Below are 17063 nucleotides of genomic sequence, written 5' to 3' on the forward strand. Positions count from 1 at the left end.
CATTTCGATTAGACCAAACAAATCAATCCACGACATATTCAATCTAGATAATACTGCGAGAAGGCTTAATTAATAGAGACAGCTATTAATCACTTTCAGACAGTTAACAATATCGAACGCAACACCATAGCAACGCTAGTAACCACCTGAGTTAACAGGTCTCCTACACAAAAGTACATGATGCAATCTGTCGCTGTTCAGTTACAATATAAATACTCAAAAAGTCGTAATAACTATTCTGTTTACGTGATTAATATCATCGAGCAATAGAATCGTTTTACTTACTGGATTTAAGGGGGTAATCTTGCCCACCTTAAAGTGAATGGATATTCATACTTAATTTCAAATTGGATGAAATGTTAACTTATTGCAATTGGGCAACGAACGGTAATTTAGGTAAAAAAAGTGGCTGAAAAACAAACCCATAACATAAAAACGATACTTACGTTTATTATTCCGTCTTTAATTGGCTTACTGCTGTTTATGACGCCTATCAGTTATCAAGACGCTATTACTATCCCAATAGCGATTGTCTCTAAGGGGCTACAGGCTCTGCTTGGCGACACGATCACAGCCATAGTGACGGCAATTATCGTGATAACAACAACGGCAAGTGTGATCACTAAGCTGTTTAAGCCCGCGATAATCATTAACCATGAATTTTTCAACACACTGTTAAATGTCACCCCAGCTTGGTTAGTTGTACGCATATTGGGTGCCATATTCGTGGTAATGACCTTCTTCGGAGTCGGTCCAGAAGCCATCACCTCAGGTGACACTGGTGCCCTAATTTTAAATGACTTATTACCCTCTCTATTTAGCGTATTTATTTTCGCAGGCATGTTACTGCCCTTATTGATGAACTTCGGGCTACTCGAATTTATTGGCACCCTTTTAACCAAGATCATGCGTCCTGTATTTAATTTGCCGGGTAGAAGTGCTGTTGACTGTATGGCCTCTTGGCTAGGTGATGGCAGTGTGGCTATCTTGATGACCAGCAAACAATATGAGAAACGCCTTTATACCCAAAGAGAAGCCGCTGTTATCGGCACGACCTTTTCAGCGGTATCAATCACTTTCTCGTTAGTCGTTATCACTCAGGTCAAACTTGAGCATATGTTTGTTCCTTTCTACCTCACCGTATGTCTAGCAGGTTTTCTGGCCGCGATTATCGTGCCAAAGCTGCCACCACTATGTTGGAAGAAAGATGATTATATCGACAATACACCAAGACATCCTGATGATGAAATGATCCCACAGGGTCATGGTATCTTCTCTTGGGGACTTCATCAGGCACTGGCCAAAGCAGGCCAAAGCAACGGTATTAAACAAACATTTAAAGATGGCATCAAGAATGTCATCGACATGGTATTTGGTGTTATTCCTGTGGTGATGGGTATCGGTACTATCGCCCTGATCATTGCAGAATATACGCCTGTATTTGAATATTTAGGCATGCCATTTATTCCTCTGCTTGATCTCTTGCAAGTACCTGAAGCCGCTGCGGCTTCACAAACCATTGTGGTTGGTTTTGCTGATATGTTCCTGCCATCGATTCTTGCAAGCTCTATAGAATCTGATATGACACGGTTTATCATTGCAGCACTCTCTGTCACTCAGCTTATCTACATGAGCGAAGTCGGTGCACTGTTGATGGGCAGTAAGATCCCAGTCAATATCTTCGAGCTTTTTGTGGTGTTTATTCTGCGAACTCTTGTCACTCTGCCTATTATTGCAGGTGCTGCACATTTGATTTTCTAAGAATATCTCAGACTAAAGAGTGGCTTTGCCACTCTTTAGTCTCCCAAAATTTCTTCTCCCCCATATTCGCACTTTTACTGTTAGCTTCTAAACTTAAAGCCAAAACCACTCAAATAAGCTTCTATTCACTCTGATGAAAAGTGCTGTTTTATTACTCTCCTTACTCGTAAGTCATTGGGCTATAGCTATAGCTAGCCCTATTCATTTCGACTTTTATGCAGAAGAGCAAGGTTTATCGATGAACACAGTCACTGATATAGAAACTGATGATGAAGGTTATCTATGGGTAGCGACCCAAAACGGTTTAAACCGCTTTGACGGTAAAGACTTTAAATTGTATCCAGTGACGGGTGATCATTTAGGTCCGTCACAGAAACACGTCAACAAGCTCTTCTATGGTAGAAAAAAACAACTTTGGTTACTGACCAATAATGAAGGATTCGACCTTTATAATCCTGGTACAGACACATTTACAAGTTTCAATGCCACTAACTCCCCTCTGCCTTCAGCCACTTATACCGATATCGCCCAAGATAGCCAAGGCACCCTATGGATAGCTACAGACTCAATGGGGCTAATCCATTACTCCCCAACAAAGAACAAGATAATTAAGCATTACCGCAAGGCCAAGGACCATTTAAAAAGTGATCATATCAGCCAGCTCTATATAGATAGATTTGATAGGCTGTGGATTATAGCCAATGATGGACTTTCCCAGATAAATAATAAACACGAAATCACCCATTACCCTGAAATCACTAGCCAGATCAAAGATAATATCACTAGTATTGAGTCCGGACACAGTAATACACTTTGGATTGGGACCAAGAATAGCGGGTTGTTTATATTCGATATTTACACAAACGCTATAAAACATATTACTTCGGCAATTGGATTGTCAGGAAAAAAAATTAACCATTTAAAACTGGGAAGGTTCGGCAAGCTGTGGCTCGGAGTAGAAGCTGTAGGCCTTGCAAGGTACTCGCCAAAAAATGAAACCATTCAGTTTTTCACCAGTGATCCCAGCAATTTATCTAGCCTTAACAGCCCTAACGTCACTGCGCTAAGTTTAGATAATGAAAACCAGTTATGGATAGGCACTCAAGGCGGTGGATTAAACAAAACCTATCTTGAAGCCGAGATTTTTGGCCACGTTCATCCTTTTAGCTTCGACGATAACAATTTACAAAATAGTAATATCAGGAGTATTTACCGAGATAAAAGCAAGCAGTTATGGGTTGGAACCTCCTTGGGACTGTATCGTGCTATGGAAAATGTACATCATGACATTATGGGGTTTAAACCATTTGAAGTGCCCGGTTCTAAGCTTTCTCAGAGCTTTATCAGTTTCATTCAGGAAGATAAACAGCAAAGGCTTTGGGTGGGTACTCGCGGTGAGGGGTTGTTTATCTTCACACCGGATAAAAGAAGTTATATTCAATATAAGCATGACCCTAGTAATCTCAATGGCCTACCCAGCGATCTGCTGTTAAGTGTCTACTTCGATCACCAAGATAATGCCTGGCTGGCAACAAGAAATGCCGGTGTCGCTAAATACATAGATGAAGAGCATGGCTTCATTCAATTTAAGCATGACAGAGAAAATCCAAACTCCTTAGCCAGCAACGAAATAACCTCCGTGATTCAAGACAAAGATAACAATTATTGGTTCGCGTCATACAGTAATGGGCTGACGCAATTATCTCCTAATGGACAGTTTACTCGTTACAGTACAGATACCGAAATATCCATCCCCCAGAAGCACTTGACTTCACTCTTTCAAGGCGAAGAAGATCTACTATGGGTAAGCTCCAGCGAAGGTGTATTTTCTTTCGATCGGGTAACTCATGAAACTAAAGTGTTTAACACTGATAATGGCCTTATCGGTAATATGGCCTATTTAAGCATGCTAGATAACCAGCACAGGCTCTGGGTCGGTACATCTTCCGGACTTAGCCTACTGAACACACGAACTGCTAATATAAAAAACTTCACCAACATAGATGGTTTACAAGATAATGAGTTTAACTACGGCGCAGGCTTTATCGATAGCGACAACAGGATATATCTAGGCGGTATTAACGGCTTTAATTACTTCTTTGCTTCTCAACTCCCTAAATTATCGGCTCCAAGAATGCCTGTTATCCATGGCTTAAGTGTGAGAAATACGACAAAAAATGCTCAATTACAGCGTTCATCGATTCAGCACATCAGTCAACTGACCTTAAGCTATCTAGAAGACACTTTTTCTTTCCATTACCATACACCAGAACTGCATCGAGCAAGCCGTTTGAGCTACCAATACAAAATGGTTGGCCTACATGATCAATGGTTACCGGCCAATATAGACCAATCAGTCCATTTCACCGGTTTAGCTGCAGGAGCCTATATATTTCTAATAAAATCTGAAGATATCAATGGTCATTACAGTCCGGTTAAACACATTAATATTACAATACTACCGGCCCCTTGGCGCTCTTGGTGGGCATACTCCATCTATCTTGTGTCAATATTACTATTACTTTTATTAGTGTTTTATAGCAGATGGAAAAAATTCCAACTACAAGCACGTCTATTACAAGACAAGCAAGAAAGTGAACAGCGTTTACAGCTATCTTTATGGGGCAGCGGTGATGAATTTTGGGACTGGAACATAGAGAAGAAATGCATCATAAGATCCAATACCTTTTTGATGTACCCGGAAGTTGAAAAGCATTTAACAGAGACGATAAAGAGCTGCGTACATCCAGACGACCAGCCTTTGATAAAATCTAAAATGGATGATTGTCTTAAGGACAACCAAGATAAATTCGAGCTAACGTATCGCTCAAAAATGCTTGATAACACTTGGCTATGGGTGTTGAATCGAGGTCAAGTGATAGAGCGAGATAGCTCAGGTCTTGCATTGAGGATCGCTGGAACGATTAAAAATATCCAATGCCAAAAGGAAGCTGAAGCTAAGTTAATAGCGCTAAACCAACACCTAGAAAATCGTGTGCTCGATAGAACATTACAGTTTCAGCAAAGTAATGATGAGCTCAAGCAGGCATTAGAGCAGCTGGAATATACTCAAAGCGAATTAGTTAACAAAGAAAAAATGGCCACCTTAGGGGGGTTAGTCGCTAGCGTAACCCATGAGATCAACACCCCCATCGGCATCAGTGTTACAGCAGCTTCTCACCTACAGGAAAGCGTAAAGGTGTTTAATAAGAAATATTCACAAGGCGATATATCCCACGAAGACTTTGAGCAATATCAAGGTGAAGTTCATGATGCTTCCACTCTGATCCTGTCCAATTTAGCTCGCGCTTCGAAGTTGATTAAGAGCTTTAAACAAGTCTCTGTAGATCAATCCCACGAAGAGGAACATGAATTCAATTTAAAGCTCTACTTAGATGAAATATTCTTAGCACTCAATCCTTTACTCTCCAGAACTAAGCACCAGTACTCATATCAATGCCCAGATAATATTATTATTTTTAGTAGCCCTGGCATTTTTTACCAAATAATCAGTAATCTATTTAACAACTCTGTAGTGCATGCCTATCCGGATGGAGGTGCCGGAAAACTCACCCTCAATGTAGTAAGATCAACCACCGGATTAGACATCATCTACCAAGATAATGGCTGTGGTATGCCAAAAGAGGTTCAGGCTCAAGTCTTCGACCCTTTCTTTACCACAAAAAGAGGCAAAGGCGGCAGTGGGCTAGGCATGAATATCGTGTTTAATTTGGTGACTCAAGAACTTAGTGGTGACATCAGGCTAGATTCTGAGATAGGAGAAGGAACTCGGTTTACAATTTCACTTCCTGAAAGCCTGTTAGTGAATTCAGACTAACTGATAGATAAGATTCACTTCCCTCTGCCTTATCTAACTGTTATAAATATGTAAATGGTTAGAAGTATTCATAATCAGTGTTTGTCTAGTTAGGAGGCCCTATGGATGTGAAATCAGCGAATATCAAAATATCACAAATCATGAGCACTCGTATCGTGACTATTGAAATGGACGATAGGCTCACCATAGTCAAAGAGATTTTTGATAATGCTCCGTTCCATCACCTCCTGGTTATCGAACACGATGAACTACAGGGTATCTTGTCGGAACGTGACTATTTACGGGCCTTGAGCCCCAATATAGGCAACATCAGCGAAACCGAACGCGACAGTGAAACCCTGCAGAGAAGAGCTCATCAGGTGATGAGTAGGAACCCAATCACCATAGAACCATATCAAACCATCAAGCGGGCAAGTGAGCTATTGCTCGAGTATGGAATAGGATCATTACCCGTTTTAGACAATGGCAAGCTAGTAGGAATTGTTACCTGGAAAGATCTATTAAAAGCCTTTGCGAGCTAAAAATCAGGTCCTAGTAACTAGGACCTAGGACCTAAATTCCGTTATATCGCCCAGCCACCCATATAGAAGATGACCAAACCTAAGGTAATGGCTATCACACCTGGCTTTAGTGCTCGTATCTCACCCGAGCAAATACGCCCTATCACTAAAGTCACAAAACCTAGCATAATCCCAGTGACAATATTGGAGCTTAAGATGATAAATATGGCACAAGTCAGACCAGCCATAGCATCGACCTTATCATCAAAATTAAGCTTACTCACATTACTTAGCATCAATAACCCCACATACATCAGAGCAGGCGCAGTAGCATAAGCTGGGACCAAATAGCTTAATGGCGCTAAGAACATCATCACCAAGAAGAGCAGGCCAACGATAGTCGCGGTTAAACCCGTTTTACCACCAGCGGCAGTTCCCGCAGCGGATTCGATATACACAGCTGCGGGTGCGCCACCCACAACTCCGGCAAAAATACTGCTAACAGAATCTGACGTTAACGCTTTGCCCCCACCCACAATATTATCATCCTTATCTAACAGGTTGGCTTGACCAGCAACTGCCCTAATAGTCCCTGTAGCATCAAATATTGCCGTCATGACTAAGGCCAAAACGATGGGTAATACCACAGGACTAAGGGCTCCCATAATATCCATTTTTCCGATCAGTGACTGCTCAGACATGATATCAGGCCAAGCGAAGAGCCCTTGATATTTCACACTCGGATCGAAAATCAAACCAAACACAGATAAGGCAACGATCACAATCAAAATACCACCCGGAACGCCGCGGCGCTCAAGGCCGATAGTAGCAGCTAGGCCAACAATTGCAGCAATGACAGGTAGACTATGAATATCACCTAGCTTTACAGGCAAGCCCACATCGCTAGCTACGATTAATTGCACGCTATTCGTTGCAATCAACAAGAGAAATAAACCAATCCCTATGCCAGTACCATGTGCAATACCCTTAGGCAAGTTAGTGAGTATCCACTGACGAAGACCTGTCACACTGACAAAGGTAAATACAATACCCATTAAAAAGATGGCGCCCAAGGTCACAGGAATAGAGATCCCTTGCCCGAGTACCATACTAAAAGCGGTAAAAGCCGTTAATGAAATGGCGCAACCGATCGCCATCGGCAGATTGGCCCAAAGCCCCATAATCAATGAGCCAAAGGCCGCTATCATACAGGTGGCAATGAATACTGCGCCGGAGTCAAAGCCTGCTGTGCCAAGCATATTCGGTACCACAATGACCGAATAGACCATGGCAAGGAATGTCGTCAAGCCAGCAATCACTTCTCGCTTGAGAGTGCTGCCTCGTTGAGTAATATTGAAGTAACGATCGAGCATTGAACCCGACGGTAATGAAGTAGATTGCACTGGAGTAGAGCTAGCCTGTTCAGACTGCATAATTATTGACCCTTTTGATCTCTTAAGTTTATAAGGCTGTGGCAGGTGAGAGCCCCGAAATAATATCGGGTGAGAGATCCACTAATACTTAATGTATTTTATAGTGACCTGCGAATATGAAATTCTATGTTTCAATATCATTAGTATATAAACACTAAAACACAGCCTTTTCTGGCGGCGGAGTCTACATCATTCAGTACTTTTGACCTAGTGTCTTTGTAGCAAATTCACAATTGTTCTAAAAAAAGAACAGGTATGACACTTTAGTTATGCTATATCAATTGGTATTAGCCCTGTACCTAGGCTGACAGATTATTATTCAATCCCCTCACCATTGAACTTCCCTCTTCACCGTCCCTCAAACCAAGTCAGTATTTCATTTTAAATTCTTATGTGACTCTAATCATAAGCATTGTTAATATATTGTTTATTAAGCTAGTTATGTTTTTTTACTAAAAAAAAGGATGGGTTAATGTCACTCCCGATACCAGTGCTGAACGTCACCCCTTCAGGTTTGGCCCATGGAAGGTTTATCAAAACAAGCAAGCTAGCTATAGTGCTAATGGCTCTACTCAGTGTTTCAGGAAACGCACAAGCTGGTATGTTCGATGAATTGATTGACCCTAAAGATGGTCAATTAGATGCCAGTAGTTATATCCTTAATAATGCTCATGGATTTATGCCAGTGCCGTTTCTGATCACTGAGCCAGCCGTAGGTACTGGAGGTGGAGCCGCCTTGCTTTTCTTCCATGAAACCGATGAACAAAAAGTAATCAGATTAGAAAACCCAGATAAAGTCTCCGGAATTCCTCCCAGCGTGACTGGAGTCGTTGGTGGTGCAACCAGCAATGGCAGCAAGCTTGCGGGTGTGTTTCACTCCGGTAACTGGAGACAAGACAGTATTCGCTACCTTGGTGGCTTGTTTGGCGGGTCATTTAATCTAAAGTACTATGCTGGTTCGAGTAATATCGCTAACAACTTTAATATTGAGGGCCTGTACTTTCTACAAGATATCGACTTTAGACTGAGCGACTCAAACTTTTTCTTCGGCGCTAATTACGTCAATATGGGTTCAAGTTCTACTTTTCATTTTTCCGGAGACATTCCCGGTATCGACCCGATTGAGTTAGATAGCAGAGATGCTTCGGCCGCACTTAAGTTGACTTATGACAGCCGTGACAATCAGTTTTCTCCCCGAAGTGGCATCAAGGCAGGCATTAAGGCCAGTTTTCACGATAAAAATCTCGGTGGTGATTTTGATTACCATGAGTACACAGGGTTTGTGCACACCTATTCCCGTCTCTCTGAGAAATGGGGACTGGGTTTCAGAGGCGATATAAAGTCAGTCTCAGGTGGCGTCCCCTTCTATGCAAAACCCTTTCTCGATATGCGCGGCATGCCAGCCATGCGTTACCAGGGCGACCGAACAGCGCTAGTCGAAATCCAGCTTAGCTATGATATTGATGAGCGCTGGACGCTAATCGGTTTTACCGGAACCGGTAAAGCCATTGAAGATGGAAATAGCTTTGACGATGCGCACTGGCAAACATCGAAAGGGGCAGGCTTTAGGTATCTAATCGCCAGACAACTTGGCCTAAGAACCGGTATCGATATCGCTAAAGGCCCAGAGGAGTGGACGATGTACATTCAATTCGGTGGTGCTTGGCGGTAAATAGGTCCTAGCCCCCTTGTCCCAGGCCGATACCAGATACTTGACTTGCTCCTCTGTCAGACCTGTCATGATCATTTTAGCGCCTAACTGCATTTGTACTGTCGCAACATTAATAATGTCACCATCAAGTAAAGTCGCCATCTGCTCACCAATATTCTTTGCTGTTTCCCTTGATAAATTAGCTGCGCCCAGCTCAGTCAGCTCTATCCTCACAGTATTCTCAGAGTGAACTTCAAGGCTTAATATATCTTGGTTACTAATGATTTCACTTCCAAGCAGGCGGTATTGCTCACCGCGATACTCAATGACTGGCGTGAAGTTTTTTGCGCTCTCCTCAACACTCTTAAGGCTTTTATCTACCCGTGCAACCCAGACCAAACTCAGTGCTGCCACCTTTACGTTTTCAGCGTTTATATCATCAGTTTTCTTTTCATCATGACTAAAAGCACTAAAAGAAAAAATGCTGAATATCAAAATAAATACATATGTGCCAAAGCCTTTCATCACCAGTCATTACCTTAACGAATTGCAGAATTGAGCTGAAGCTTATCTCAACTTCACAGCTCTCGATAGGCATCCTCGCATCAAAATAATCAATATCCCTATTTAAAGTCAGTCACCGATCGATTTTGTTCATATTCTTTCATATATTGTCAAAACTCATTCATTCATGGTCTGACTCCTGTTCACATCCCTGCTCTATATTAGTGTCATCGAAGATAAGATCACTTAAGAGAGCCCGTTATGACACAGCAAACGTCATCAGAAACAGCCAAGCAAGTTAAAACTAAGGAGCTTAAAGCCCTTGGTTTTATCATTTTTTTGCTATTCCCCATCATCACCATAACGGGTATCAGCGCCTATGGTTTCATCCTCTGGATGTATCAGGCATTTGGTGGTGTCGTCGGGCACTAATTTAGCCTAAGACATCAATCAAGATTAAAGACAAATATAAAACCAATTTAAAGATTTAAAGGATACAGTTATGAAGTGGTTACTTAACATCTGGCGTACACTGACTCAGCCAGCCAAATATCTCACCTTAGGCATGGTCAGCCTATCCGCCTTTTTGATGGGCGTTATCTTTTGGGGTGGGTTTAACACCGCACTTGAACTAACCAACACCGAAGAGTTCTGCATCAGCTGTCACAGCATGGAAAGCATGCCGTACAAAGAACTGCAGGAAACAGTGCATTGGTCAAATCACTCAGGCGTTCGTGCAACCTGTCCAGATTGTCATGTACCTCATGACTGGAGCCGTAAGATAGCGCGAAAAATAGAAGCCTCTCACGATATGTGGGGTTGGATGCTGCAGACGGTCAATACACCGGAGAAGTTTGAAGATAAGCGTCTGGAAATGGCTAGCCGTGAATGGAAACGCTTCGACCGAGATAACTCTCTTGCTTGTAAAAACTGTCACAACTATGACTCAATGAAGTGGGAAGACATGTCTAAGCTGGCTCAAAAGCAGATGAAGCGCGCTGCAGAGCTAGACCAAAGCTGTATCGATTGCCACAAAGGTATCGCACATAAGCTACCCGATATGGGCACCTCTCGTGCACCAGAATTGATTGCACAAGTCGGCTCAGGCGAACGCTCACCTCAAGCAAAGAAAATTTACTTTACAGCCTTAACCAAGCCACTTTTCTACAATGAAAAGACCGATGTTGAAGCGGGCACCTTAAACATAGCAACCAAGGTAAAGGTACTCGAAACTAAAGGTAATCGTGTCAAAGTTGGTATCGATGGCTGGCGTAAGAAGATAGGCGCAGGCCGCGTGATCTACTACGATTTTGGTCTCAATATTCTATCGGCTCAACTGACTAAAGATGCCGCACTCGAAGAGGGCGTGATGCAAGTCTTCGAAGAGAAAGAAGATCCGATGACAGGCCTAACTTGGCAACGTGTTGAAGCTAAGATCTGGACAGAAAAAGACTACCTAGTCACAGACCTACAACCACTTTGGGATTACGCCCGTGAAACCTACACCACCAGCTGTAGCGTCTGTCACACCCAGCCAGAAGAAGCGCATTTTGATGCTAACTCTTGGCCAGGTATGTTCCAGGGCATGATAGCGTTCGTTAACATGGATCAGGATACTCAAGCACTCGTACAGAAGTACCTGCAAGAGCATTCATCAACGTTCGATAAATCAGCCCACTAGCACCGGTAAAGAATCAGAATTAGGATAAGAACTATGAACAGAAGAGACTTTTTAAAAGGCCTAGTTTCAACATCTTATGTTGTGCTAAGTGGTGCATCGGTGCTGGCCCCATTGAACGCTTTAGCCGCTGCAGGCGCTAAATCTAAAGACGGTTGGTTAACCACAGGCACCCATTTCGGCGCCTTTAAAATCAAACGTAAAAATGGGATTATCGATCAGGTTAAGCCATTCGACTCAGATAAGTATCCAACAGATATGATCAATGGCATCAAAGGCTTGGTCTATAACCCTTCTCGTGTTCGTTACCCTATGGTGCGTCTCGACTTTCTACTCAAGGGGCATAAGAGTGACACCACACAGCGCGGAGACTTCCGTTTCGTCCGTGTCACTTGGGATAAGGCATTACACCTGCTAAAAGACTCGCTTGATGAAGTACAGACTAAATACGGCCCATCAGGCTTACACGCAGGTCAAACAGGCTGGCGTGCAACAGGTCAGCTGCATTCGAGTACTAGCCACATGCAACGCGCTATCGGTATGCATGGCAACTTCGTCAAGAAGATTGGAGATTACTCGACAGGTGCCGGTCAAACCATCTTGCCATACATTTTAGGTTCGACCGAAGTGTACGCACAAGGTACCTCTTGGCCATTAATTCTTGAAGAATCTAAGACCATTATTTTATGGTCAAATGATCCTTACAAGAACTTGCAAGTTGGCTGGAATGCAGAGACTCATGAGTCATTCGCTTACCTAGCCGAGCTTAAAGAAAAGGTAAAACAGGGCAAGATCCGCGTGATCAGTATCGACCCAGTGGTGACCAAGACCCAGAAGTATTTAGGCTGTGAGCAGCTTTACGTCAACCCACAAACTGACGTTGCACTGATGCTAGGCATAGCTCATGAAATGGTGACTAAGGGCATGCACGACACTCAATTTATCGATGGCTACAGCTTAGGCTTCGATAGATTCTTACCCTATCTGCTTGGCGAAAGCGACGGCGTGGCAAAAACGCCTGAGTGGGCCAGTGAGATCACGAGTGTCAGCCCAGAGATCATCCGTGACCTTGCAAAAGTCATGACCAAAGACCGTACTCAGCTAATGATGGGCTGGTGTATCCAACGTCAACAACACGGTGAACAGCCTTACTGGATGGCCGCGGTACTTGCGACCATGATAGGTCAAATCGGCCTACCTGGTGGTGGCATAAGCTATGGTCATCACTACTCAAGTATTGGTGTACCTTCATCGGGGGCCGCCGCACCTGGTGCCTTCCCACGTAACTTAGATGAAGATCAGAAACCTTTATTTGATAGCAATGATTTTAAAGGCGCGAGTAGCACTATACCTGTCGCTCGCTGGATTGATGCCATCATGGAGCCAGGAAAAACCATTGACGCTAATGGTTCTAAAGTCACTTTCCCGGATATAAAGATGATGGTGTTCTCAGGCAATAACCCATGGAACCATCATCAAGATAGAAACCGCATGAAGCAAGCCTTCCACAAGCTGGAGTGTGTGGTCACTATCGACATGAACTGGACCGCTACATGTCGTTTCTCAGACATCGTACTGCCAGCTTGTACCACACTCGAGCGAAACGATATCGACGTGTATGGCTCGTATGCCAATCGCGGTATCTTAGCGATGCATAAAATGGTTGAGCCACTGTTTGAAAGTCTGTCTGACTTTGAAATCTTCACTCGCTTTGCCGCTGTCATGGGTAAAGATAAAGAATACACCCGTGATATGGACGAATTTGATTGGCTTAATAAGCTTTACACAGATTGTAAAAAGGCCAATGAAGGTAACTTCGACATGCCTGATTTCGAGACATTTTGGAAAGACGGCTATGTCCACTTTGGCGAAGGTAAGCCATGGACACGTCACGCTGACTTCAGAGACGACCCTGAGATTAATCCACTAGGCACTCCATCGGGCTTGATTGAAATATTTAGCCGTAAGATTGCCCAATATGAATATGATGATTGTCCGGGTCACCCAACCTGGATGGAAAAAACCGAGCGCAGTCATGGTGGACCGGGTTCAAACAAGTTCCCTGTTTGGATGCAGTCTTGTCACCCAGATAAGCGACTTCATTCACAGATGTGTGAGTCTAAAGAGTATCGCGAAACATACACGGTTCAAGGACGTGAGCCTGTATACTTAAGCCCTGAAGATGCTAAAACACGTGGCATTAAAGATGGCGATATAGTGCGTGTATTTAACGACCGCGGTCAGTTACTTGCCGGTGCGGTAGTATCTGATAGCTTCCCGAAAGGGATCATCCGAATCCACGAAGGCGCATGGTATGGCCCCGTTGGCGAAGATGGTAGCAAAGAGGGCGGCGCTGAAATCGGTGCACTCTGTAGTTATGGTGATCCGAATACGCTGACACAAGATATCGGTACCTCTAAACTTGCTCAAGCATGCGCTGCGTACACTTGCTTAGTTGAATTTGAGAAGTATCGCGGTAAAGTACCTGAAGTCAGCTCATTTAATGGCCCAGTTGAGACGCTTATCTAGCAGCTTAAGAACTAAAGATTGAAACTAAGGCCTGCAACGTGTCACTGACGAGTATCAAACATGGCAGCCTTAGTTTCCTCTCTCAAATTTACGGTCTGTAATCAATACGCTAAAAGATGAATACGCTAATAAATGGAGTGTTCAGATATGGATAACAGCATGAGTAACCCAACAATGGCAGAAAAACAGATGAGCACAGATTCAATCAATCAAGCAAGAGGCATGGTCTATGGATTGCTCTCTTCGCTGTTCGCTAAAGAGATAGATCACCAACTACTCCATGAGCTTACCAGTGAAAAGGCTAAAGCCTTCTGGACCCAGTTAGCCAGTGAATCAGCATTCAAGCAAGATGTCGATGCCATGGTTAAGGTACTTGAAAACCTTAAATCTGATAAGGCTCTGATGGAGTTAGCTGCCGATTATTGTGGCCTGTTCCTGGTGGGCACTAAACATAGCGCCTCTCCTTATGCCAGCCTCTATCTTCAAGACACTTCATCTGAGTCCCAAGATGAACCAACCTTATTCGGCGAACAACATCAGCTAATGGTGCAGTTTCTTAAGCAAAGCCAACTTCAGGTGCAAACCAGCTTTCCTGAGCCAGCCGATCATTTAGCAGTGATCTTGGCCTATGTGGAACACTTGTGCAAAACAACTGATGATACAGAGCAGCTTAAGTTTATTGAAAGCTACCTGGCAATCTGGCTTGGCAATTTTGCAGCTAAAGTCACTCAATGTGACAGTGGTGAATTTTACTGCGCCCTCGCCCGCTTAACCCAGAGCTGGGTTGAAGCAGACCTAAAAGGTTTAAGAGAAGAAGTATAAATTTTAGTACCTAGTACCTAGAGCTTAGGTACTAGGTACTAGGTACTAGGTACTAGGTACTAGGTACTAGCTTGATATGACCCCAGTAAAGTGGACACAGGGTTTAAATTCTTGATTCAAATACTATGGGACTCACTCCATTTAGAGTCCCATGTCTTCTCACCATATTATAATAATCATCGATATAAAATCGACACTGTGTTGTCATTTCTTTTCTGCTTAGCTCTTCTAAGTTAGAGAACCATTCTTTCTTTAACTGAGCAAAAAAGCTTTCTGAGCAAGCATTATCCCAGCAATTCCCCTTTCTCGACATACTCACTGTGACCTTACGCTTCGTTAGCCACTTAAGTACTTCAAAGCTTCTGTATTGAGCCCCCTGGTCAGAGTGAAACATCAGCTCACTCCCATTTGGCCTTCGTTCTACCCAAGCTTGTTTGAGTGACTTCATCACCAGTTCGCTCGAATTTATGTAGCTCGTTGCCCAGCCCACCACTTTACGTGAGTACAAATCGATGATGACACATAGATACTGCCAGCCCTCTTTGCACCTAATTTGTGTAATATCTGATACCCAAACAGTATTAGGTTTAGCTACTTCAAACTCTCTGTTTAAGTAATTCGGCGCTCTTGTTTCAATCAACCTAGGCTTCACTACACCGAACTTCCTTTTACATGCTTTAGACCTGTAATCAAACACCTGTAACAAGCTTTGTACTCGCTTTTTATTACAATCGAAACCATTAGCTACAGCATCCAGCCATAACTTCCTATAACCCGCTATGCTCCTGTGCTCAGCTATCTTTTCTTTGAGAAAGTCAGACAGTACTTCGTTATCTTTATCGCGTTGAGAAGGCTTACGAACAAGCCAGCTGTAATAGCCTGAGCGAGATACACCAAAAATATCACAGAGCAATTTTATCGTTCTTCGAGTTGAGCAATAACCTTGGATAAACTGAAACTTTATCCCTGGTGTTTGTCGAAGAACTCCTTCGCCTTTTTTAAGATATCGTTCTCCAACTCTGCACGCTCTAATCGTTTTTTTAGCCCACGGTTTTCACGTTCAAGTTCAGCTAGCCCCTTATTAGGACCGACATTTTTAATAGGTTTAGAAGTGTGTTTCTTCGACGTCAATTGAGCTCTCCATTTACTGAGCAAAGCGGGATGGATACCTAATTTACCAGCTAAAGCCTTTACTGTATCGGGAGAGTTTAAGGATTGTTGAACAGCAGCTAATTTGAAGGCTGCTGTGTGGGTCTTACGAGTTATTATTTTCATGGCACCTTATCGCTTATATAAGGTGTCCACTTTTAGGGGGTCATATCAGCTAGACTAAATCACTTTCAACTTGCCCTTGACTGCAGCAATGCTTGAATATTGCTTAGCGGCCATTAAGCTCTGCAGCTCTTGAGCAATCCTATCGAAGCATTCAACCCCTTCCTTTTCAAAGCAAGTCGCTACCTGAACCGCAGATGCGCCAGCGAGTAGATACTCAAACGCATCCGTGCCCGTTTTTATGCCACCGACGCCGATAATATCTATATTGTCAGGTAACAGCTGTCGAAATGCCCTGACATTAGCCAGCCCAATAGGTTTAATATAATCGCCACACAGACCGCCAAATCCTCCTTTGGGTTTGATGATCGCAGTTTCTGTTTCAGCATCAATCACTAAAGTATTACCCACAGAGTTTATACAGGTGATAAAGCTCACTGGGAACTTTTTGATAATGTCGGCCATAGTGATGAAGTGAGAAAAATCAAAATAGGGCGGCAGTTTCAACCCAATCGGCTTATCCCCTAGCTGACAAATAGCCTCTAATGCTTGCTCTGTTTGCTCAAAATCATACCCTAGCTGAGGCTTACCTTCGATGTTCGGGCAAGAAAAGTTCACTTCGATAAGATCGGCGCAGCTGGATTGAAATGCCTTAACCATAGTCACATTATCAGCAACAGAGAAGCCTGAAACACTCACTACAATAGGTTTATTGCCCGCTTTTTTTAGCCTAGGCAACATCTCCAGATATGCCTGATAGCCTAGATTTGGCAACCCCATAGATTGAATGGAGCCTAACGGCAATGCTTGGTATCTAGGTTCGGCATTGCCCTCTCTTGGTAAGATAGTGCAAGACTTGGTCATAACTGCTGCTGATGCCGAACCCGCTAATCGAATAAGCTCCTCTTCTGAGGTGCAAAGTGGTCCAGAGGCATTAAAAATATAACTGTCTAATGGCAATTGCCCGATATGAGTGTTCAAACAAGGCTGAGACTGAGAGTGCTCTGATGGTGAAACTGATGGTAAAAGAGTATCGAGGTGAGTCTGGCTAGGCATAGATCTGGGCTCCGTATGC

Annotated in this window: 12 protein-coding genes; 8 read left to right on the forward strand and 4 right to left on the reverse strand. The window is 43.3% G+C overall.

What is annotated here, in order from left to right:
- Nucleotides 1-405 precede the first annotated feature (405 nt).
- From FM038_RS18440 to FM038_RS18450, 3 genes are all read left to right on the forward strand, one after another.
- Entirely contained in the window at nucleotides 406-1761 is a 1356-nt protein-coding gene (locus FM038_RS18440) for a YjiH family protein (RefSeq protein WP_142874762.1), read from the forward strand.
- 238 nt (nucleotides 1762-1999) lie between these two features.
- Entirely contained in the window at nucleotides 2000-5599 is a 3600-nt protein-coding gene (locus tag FM038_RS18445; protein ID WP_223292901.1) for a sensor histidine kinase, read from the forward strand.
- A 101-nt stretch (nucleotides 5600-5700) separates the two neighbouring features.
- Nucleotides 5701-6120, forward strand: a complete 420-nt coding sequence (locus FM038_RS18450) for a CBS domain-containing protein (RefSeq protein ID WP_142874764.1) — start codon at nucleotides 5701-5703, stop codon at nucleotides 6118-6120.
- 41 nt (nucleotides 6121-6161) lie between these two features.
- Here the strand turns inward: FM038_RS18450 and FM038_RS18455 are convergent, their stop codons facing one another.
- The gene (locus tag FM038_RS18455) at nucleotides 6162-7532 is read right to left on the reverse strand and encodes an NCS2 family permease (RefSeq protein ID WP_142874765.1); all 1371 of its coding nucleotides are present in this window, start codon (nucleotides 7530-7532) and stop codon (nucleotides 6162-6164) included.
- A gap of 472 nt (nucleotides 7533-8004) precedes the next feature.
- Between FM038_RS18455 and FM038_RS18460 the strand changes: the two genes are divergently transcribed.
- Entirely contained in the window at nucleotides 8005-9204 is a 1200-nt protein-coding gene (locus FM038_RS18460; RefSeq protein WP_199242704.1) for a BamA/TamA family outer membrane protein, read from the forward strand.
- Here FM038_RS18460 and FM038_RS18465 read toward each other — a convergent pair.
- Nucleotides 9127-9708, reverse strand: a complete 582-nt coding sequence (locus FM038_RS18465) for a SecDF P1 head subdomain-containing protein (protein ID WP_419555651.1) — start codon at nucleotides 9706-9708, stop codon at nucleotides 9127-9129. The two genes, FM038_RS18460 and FM038_RS18465, sit on opposite strands and share 78 nt — an antisense overlap.
- 240 nt (nucleotides 9709-9948) lie before the next feature.
- On the opposite strand from FM038_RS18465, the gene FM038_RS18470 reads away from it, so the two are divergent.
- The 4 genes from FM038_RS18470 to torD all read left to right on the forward strand — a co-directional run bounded on the left by FM038_RS18470 (nucleotide 9949) and on the right by torD (nucleotide 14716).
- The gene (locus FM038_RS18470; protein WP_142874767.1) at nucleotides 9949-10119 is read left to right on the forward strand and encodes a periplasmic nitrate reductase, NapE protein; all 171 of its coding nucleotides are present in this window, start codon (nucleotides 9949-9951) and stop codon (nucleotides 10117-10119) included.
- Between the two features lie 70 nt (nucleotides 10120-10189).
- Nucleotides 10190-11368, forward strand: coding sequence for a pentaheme c-type cytochrome TorC (gene torC / locus FM038_RS18475; protein ID WP_142874768.1), 1179 nt, complete (start codon nucleotides 10190-10192; stop codon nucleotides 11366-11368).
- Nucleotides 11369-11401: 33 nt separating this feature from the next.
- A complete protein-coding gene (gene torA, locus FM038_RS18480) occupies nucleotides 11402-13894 on the forward strand; it encodes a trimethylamine-N-oxide reductase TorA (RefSeq protein WP_142874769.1) in 2493 nt (830 codons plus the stop codon).
- A gap of 189 nt (nucleotides 13895-14083) precedes the next feature.
- Nucleotides 14084-14716, forward strand: a complete 633-nt coding sequence (gene torD / locus FM038_RS18485; RefSeq protein ID WP_142874842.1) for a molecular chaperone TorD — start codon at nucleotides 14084-14086, stop codon at nucleotides 14714-14716.
- 103 nt (nucleotides 14717-14819) lie between these two features.
- Here the strand turns inward: torD and FM038_RS18490 are convergent.
- A protein-coding gene (locus tag FM038_RS18490; RefSeq protein ID WP_142872721.1) for an IS3 family transposase occupies nucleotides 14820-15991 on the reverse strand; the annotation gives its coding sequence in 2 pieces (ribosomal slippage) (nucleotides 14820-15721 and nucleotides 15721-15991; 1173 coding nt in all).
- A 54-nt stretch (nucleotides 15992-16045) separates the two neighbouring features.
- Nucleotides 16046-17044 (reverse strand): dihydroorotate oxidase, encoded by a 999-nt coding sequence (locus tag FM038_RS18495; protein WP_142874770.1) that lies wholly within the window; start codon nucleotides 17042-17044, stop codon nucleotides 16046-16048.
- Nucleotides 17045-17063: the final 19 nt, after the last annotated feature.

The organism is Shewanella eurypsychrophilus, from assembly GCF_007004545.3.
Taxonomy (GTDB): Bacteria; Pseudomonadota; Gammaproteobacteria; order Enterobacterales; family Shewanellaceae; genus Shewanella; species Shewanella eurypsychrophilus.

Bases quoted from the DNA above. Each gene is read 5' to 3' on its own strand.
- torC (WP_142874768.1), top strand. From the start codon at position 10,190: ATGAAGTGGTTACTTAACATCTGGCGTACACTGACTCAGCCAGCCAAA.
- FM038_RS18460 (WP_199242704.1), top strand. From the start codon at position 8,005: ATGTCACTCCCGATACCAGTGCTGAACGTCACCCCTTCAGGTTTGGCC.
- FM038_RS18445 (WP_223292901.1), top strand. From the start codon at position 2,000: ATGAACACAGTCACTGATATAGAAACTGATGATGAAGGTTATCTATGG.
- FM038_RS18465 (WP_419555651.1), bottom strand. From the start codon at position 9,708: ATGAAAGGCTTTGGCACATATGTATTTATTTTGATATTCAGCATTTTT.
- FM038_RS18470 (WP_142874767.1), top strand. From the start codon at position 9,949: ATGACACAGCAAACGTCATCAGAAACAGCCAAGCAAGTTAAAACTAAG.
- torA (WP_142874769.1), top strand. From the start codon at position 11,402: ATGAACAGAAGAGACTTTTTAAAAGGCCTAGTTTCAACATCTTATGTT.
- FM038_RS18450 (WP_142874764.1), top strand. From the start codon at position 5,701: ATGGATGTGAAATCAGCGAATATCAAAATATCACAAATCATGAGCACT.
- torD (WP_142874842.1), top strand. From the start codon at position 14,084: ATGAGCACAGATTCAATCAATCAAGCAAGAGGCATGGTCTATGGATTG.
- FM038_RS18455 (WP_142874765.1), bottom strand. From the start codon at position 7,532: ATGCAGTCTGAACAGGCTAGCTCTACTCCAGTGCAATCTACTTCATTA.
- FM038_RS18495 (WP_142874770.1), bottom strand. From the start codon at position 17,044: ATGCCTAGCCAGACTCACCTCGATACTCTTTTACCATCAGTTTCACCA.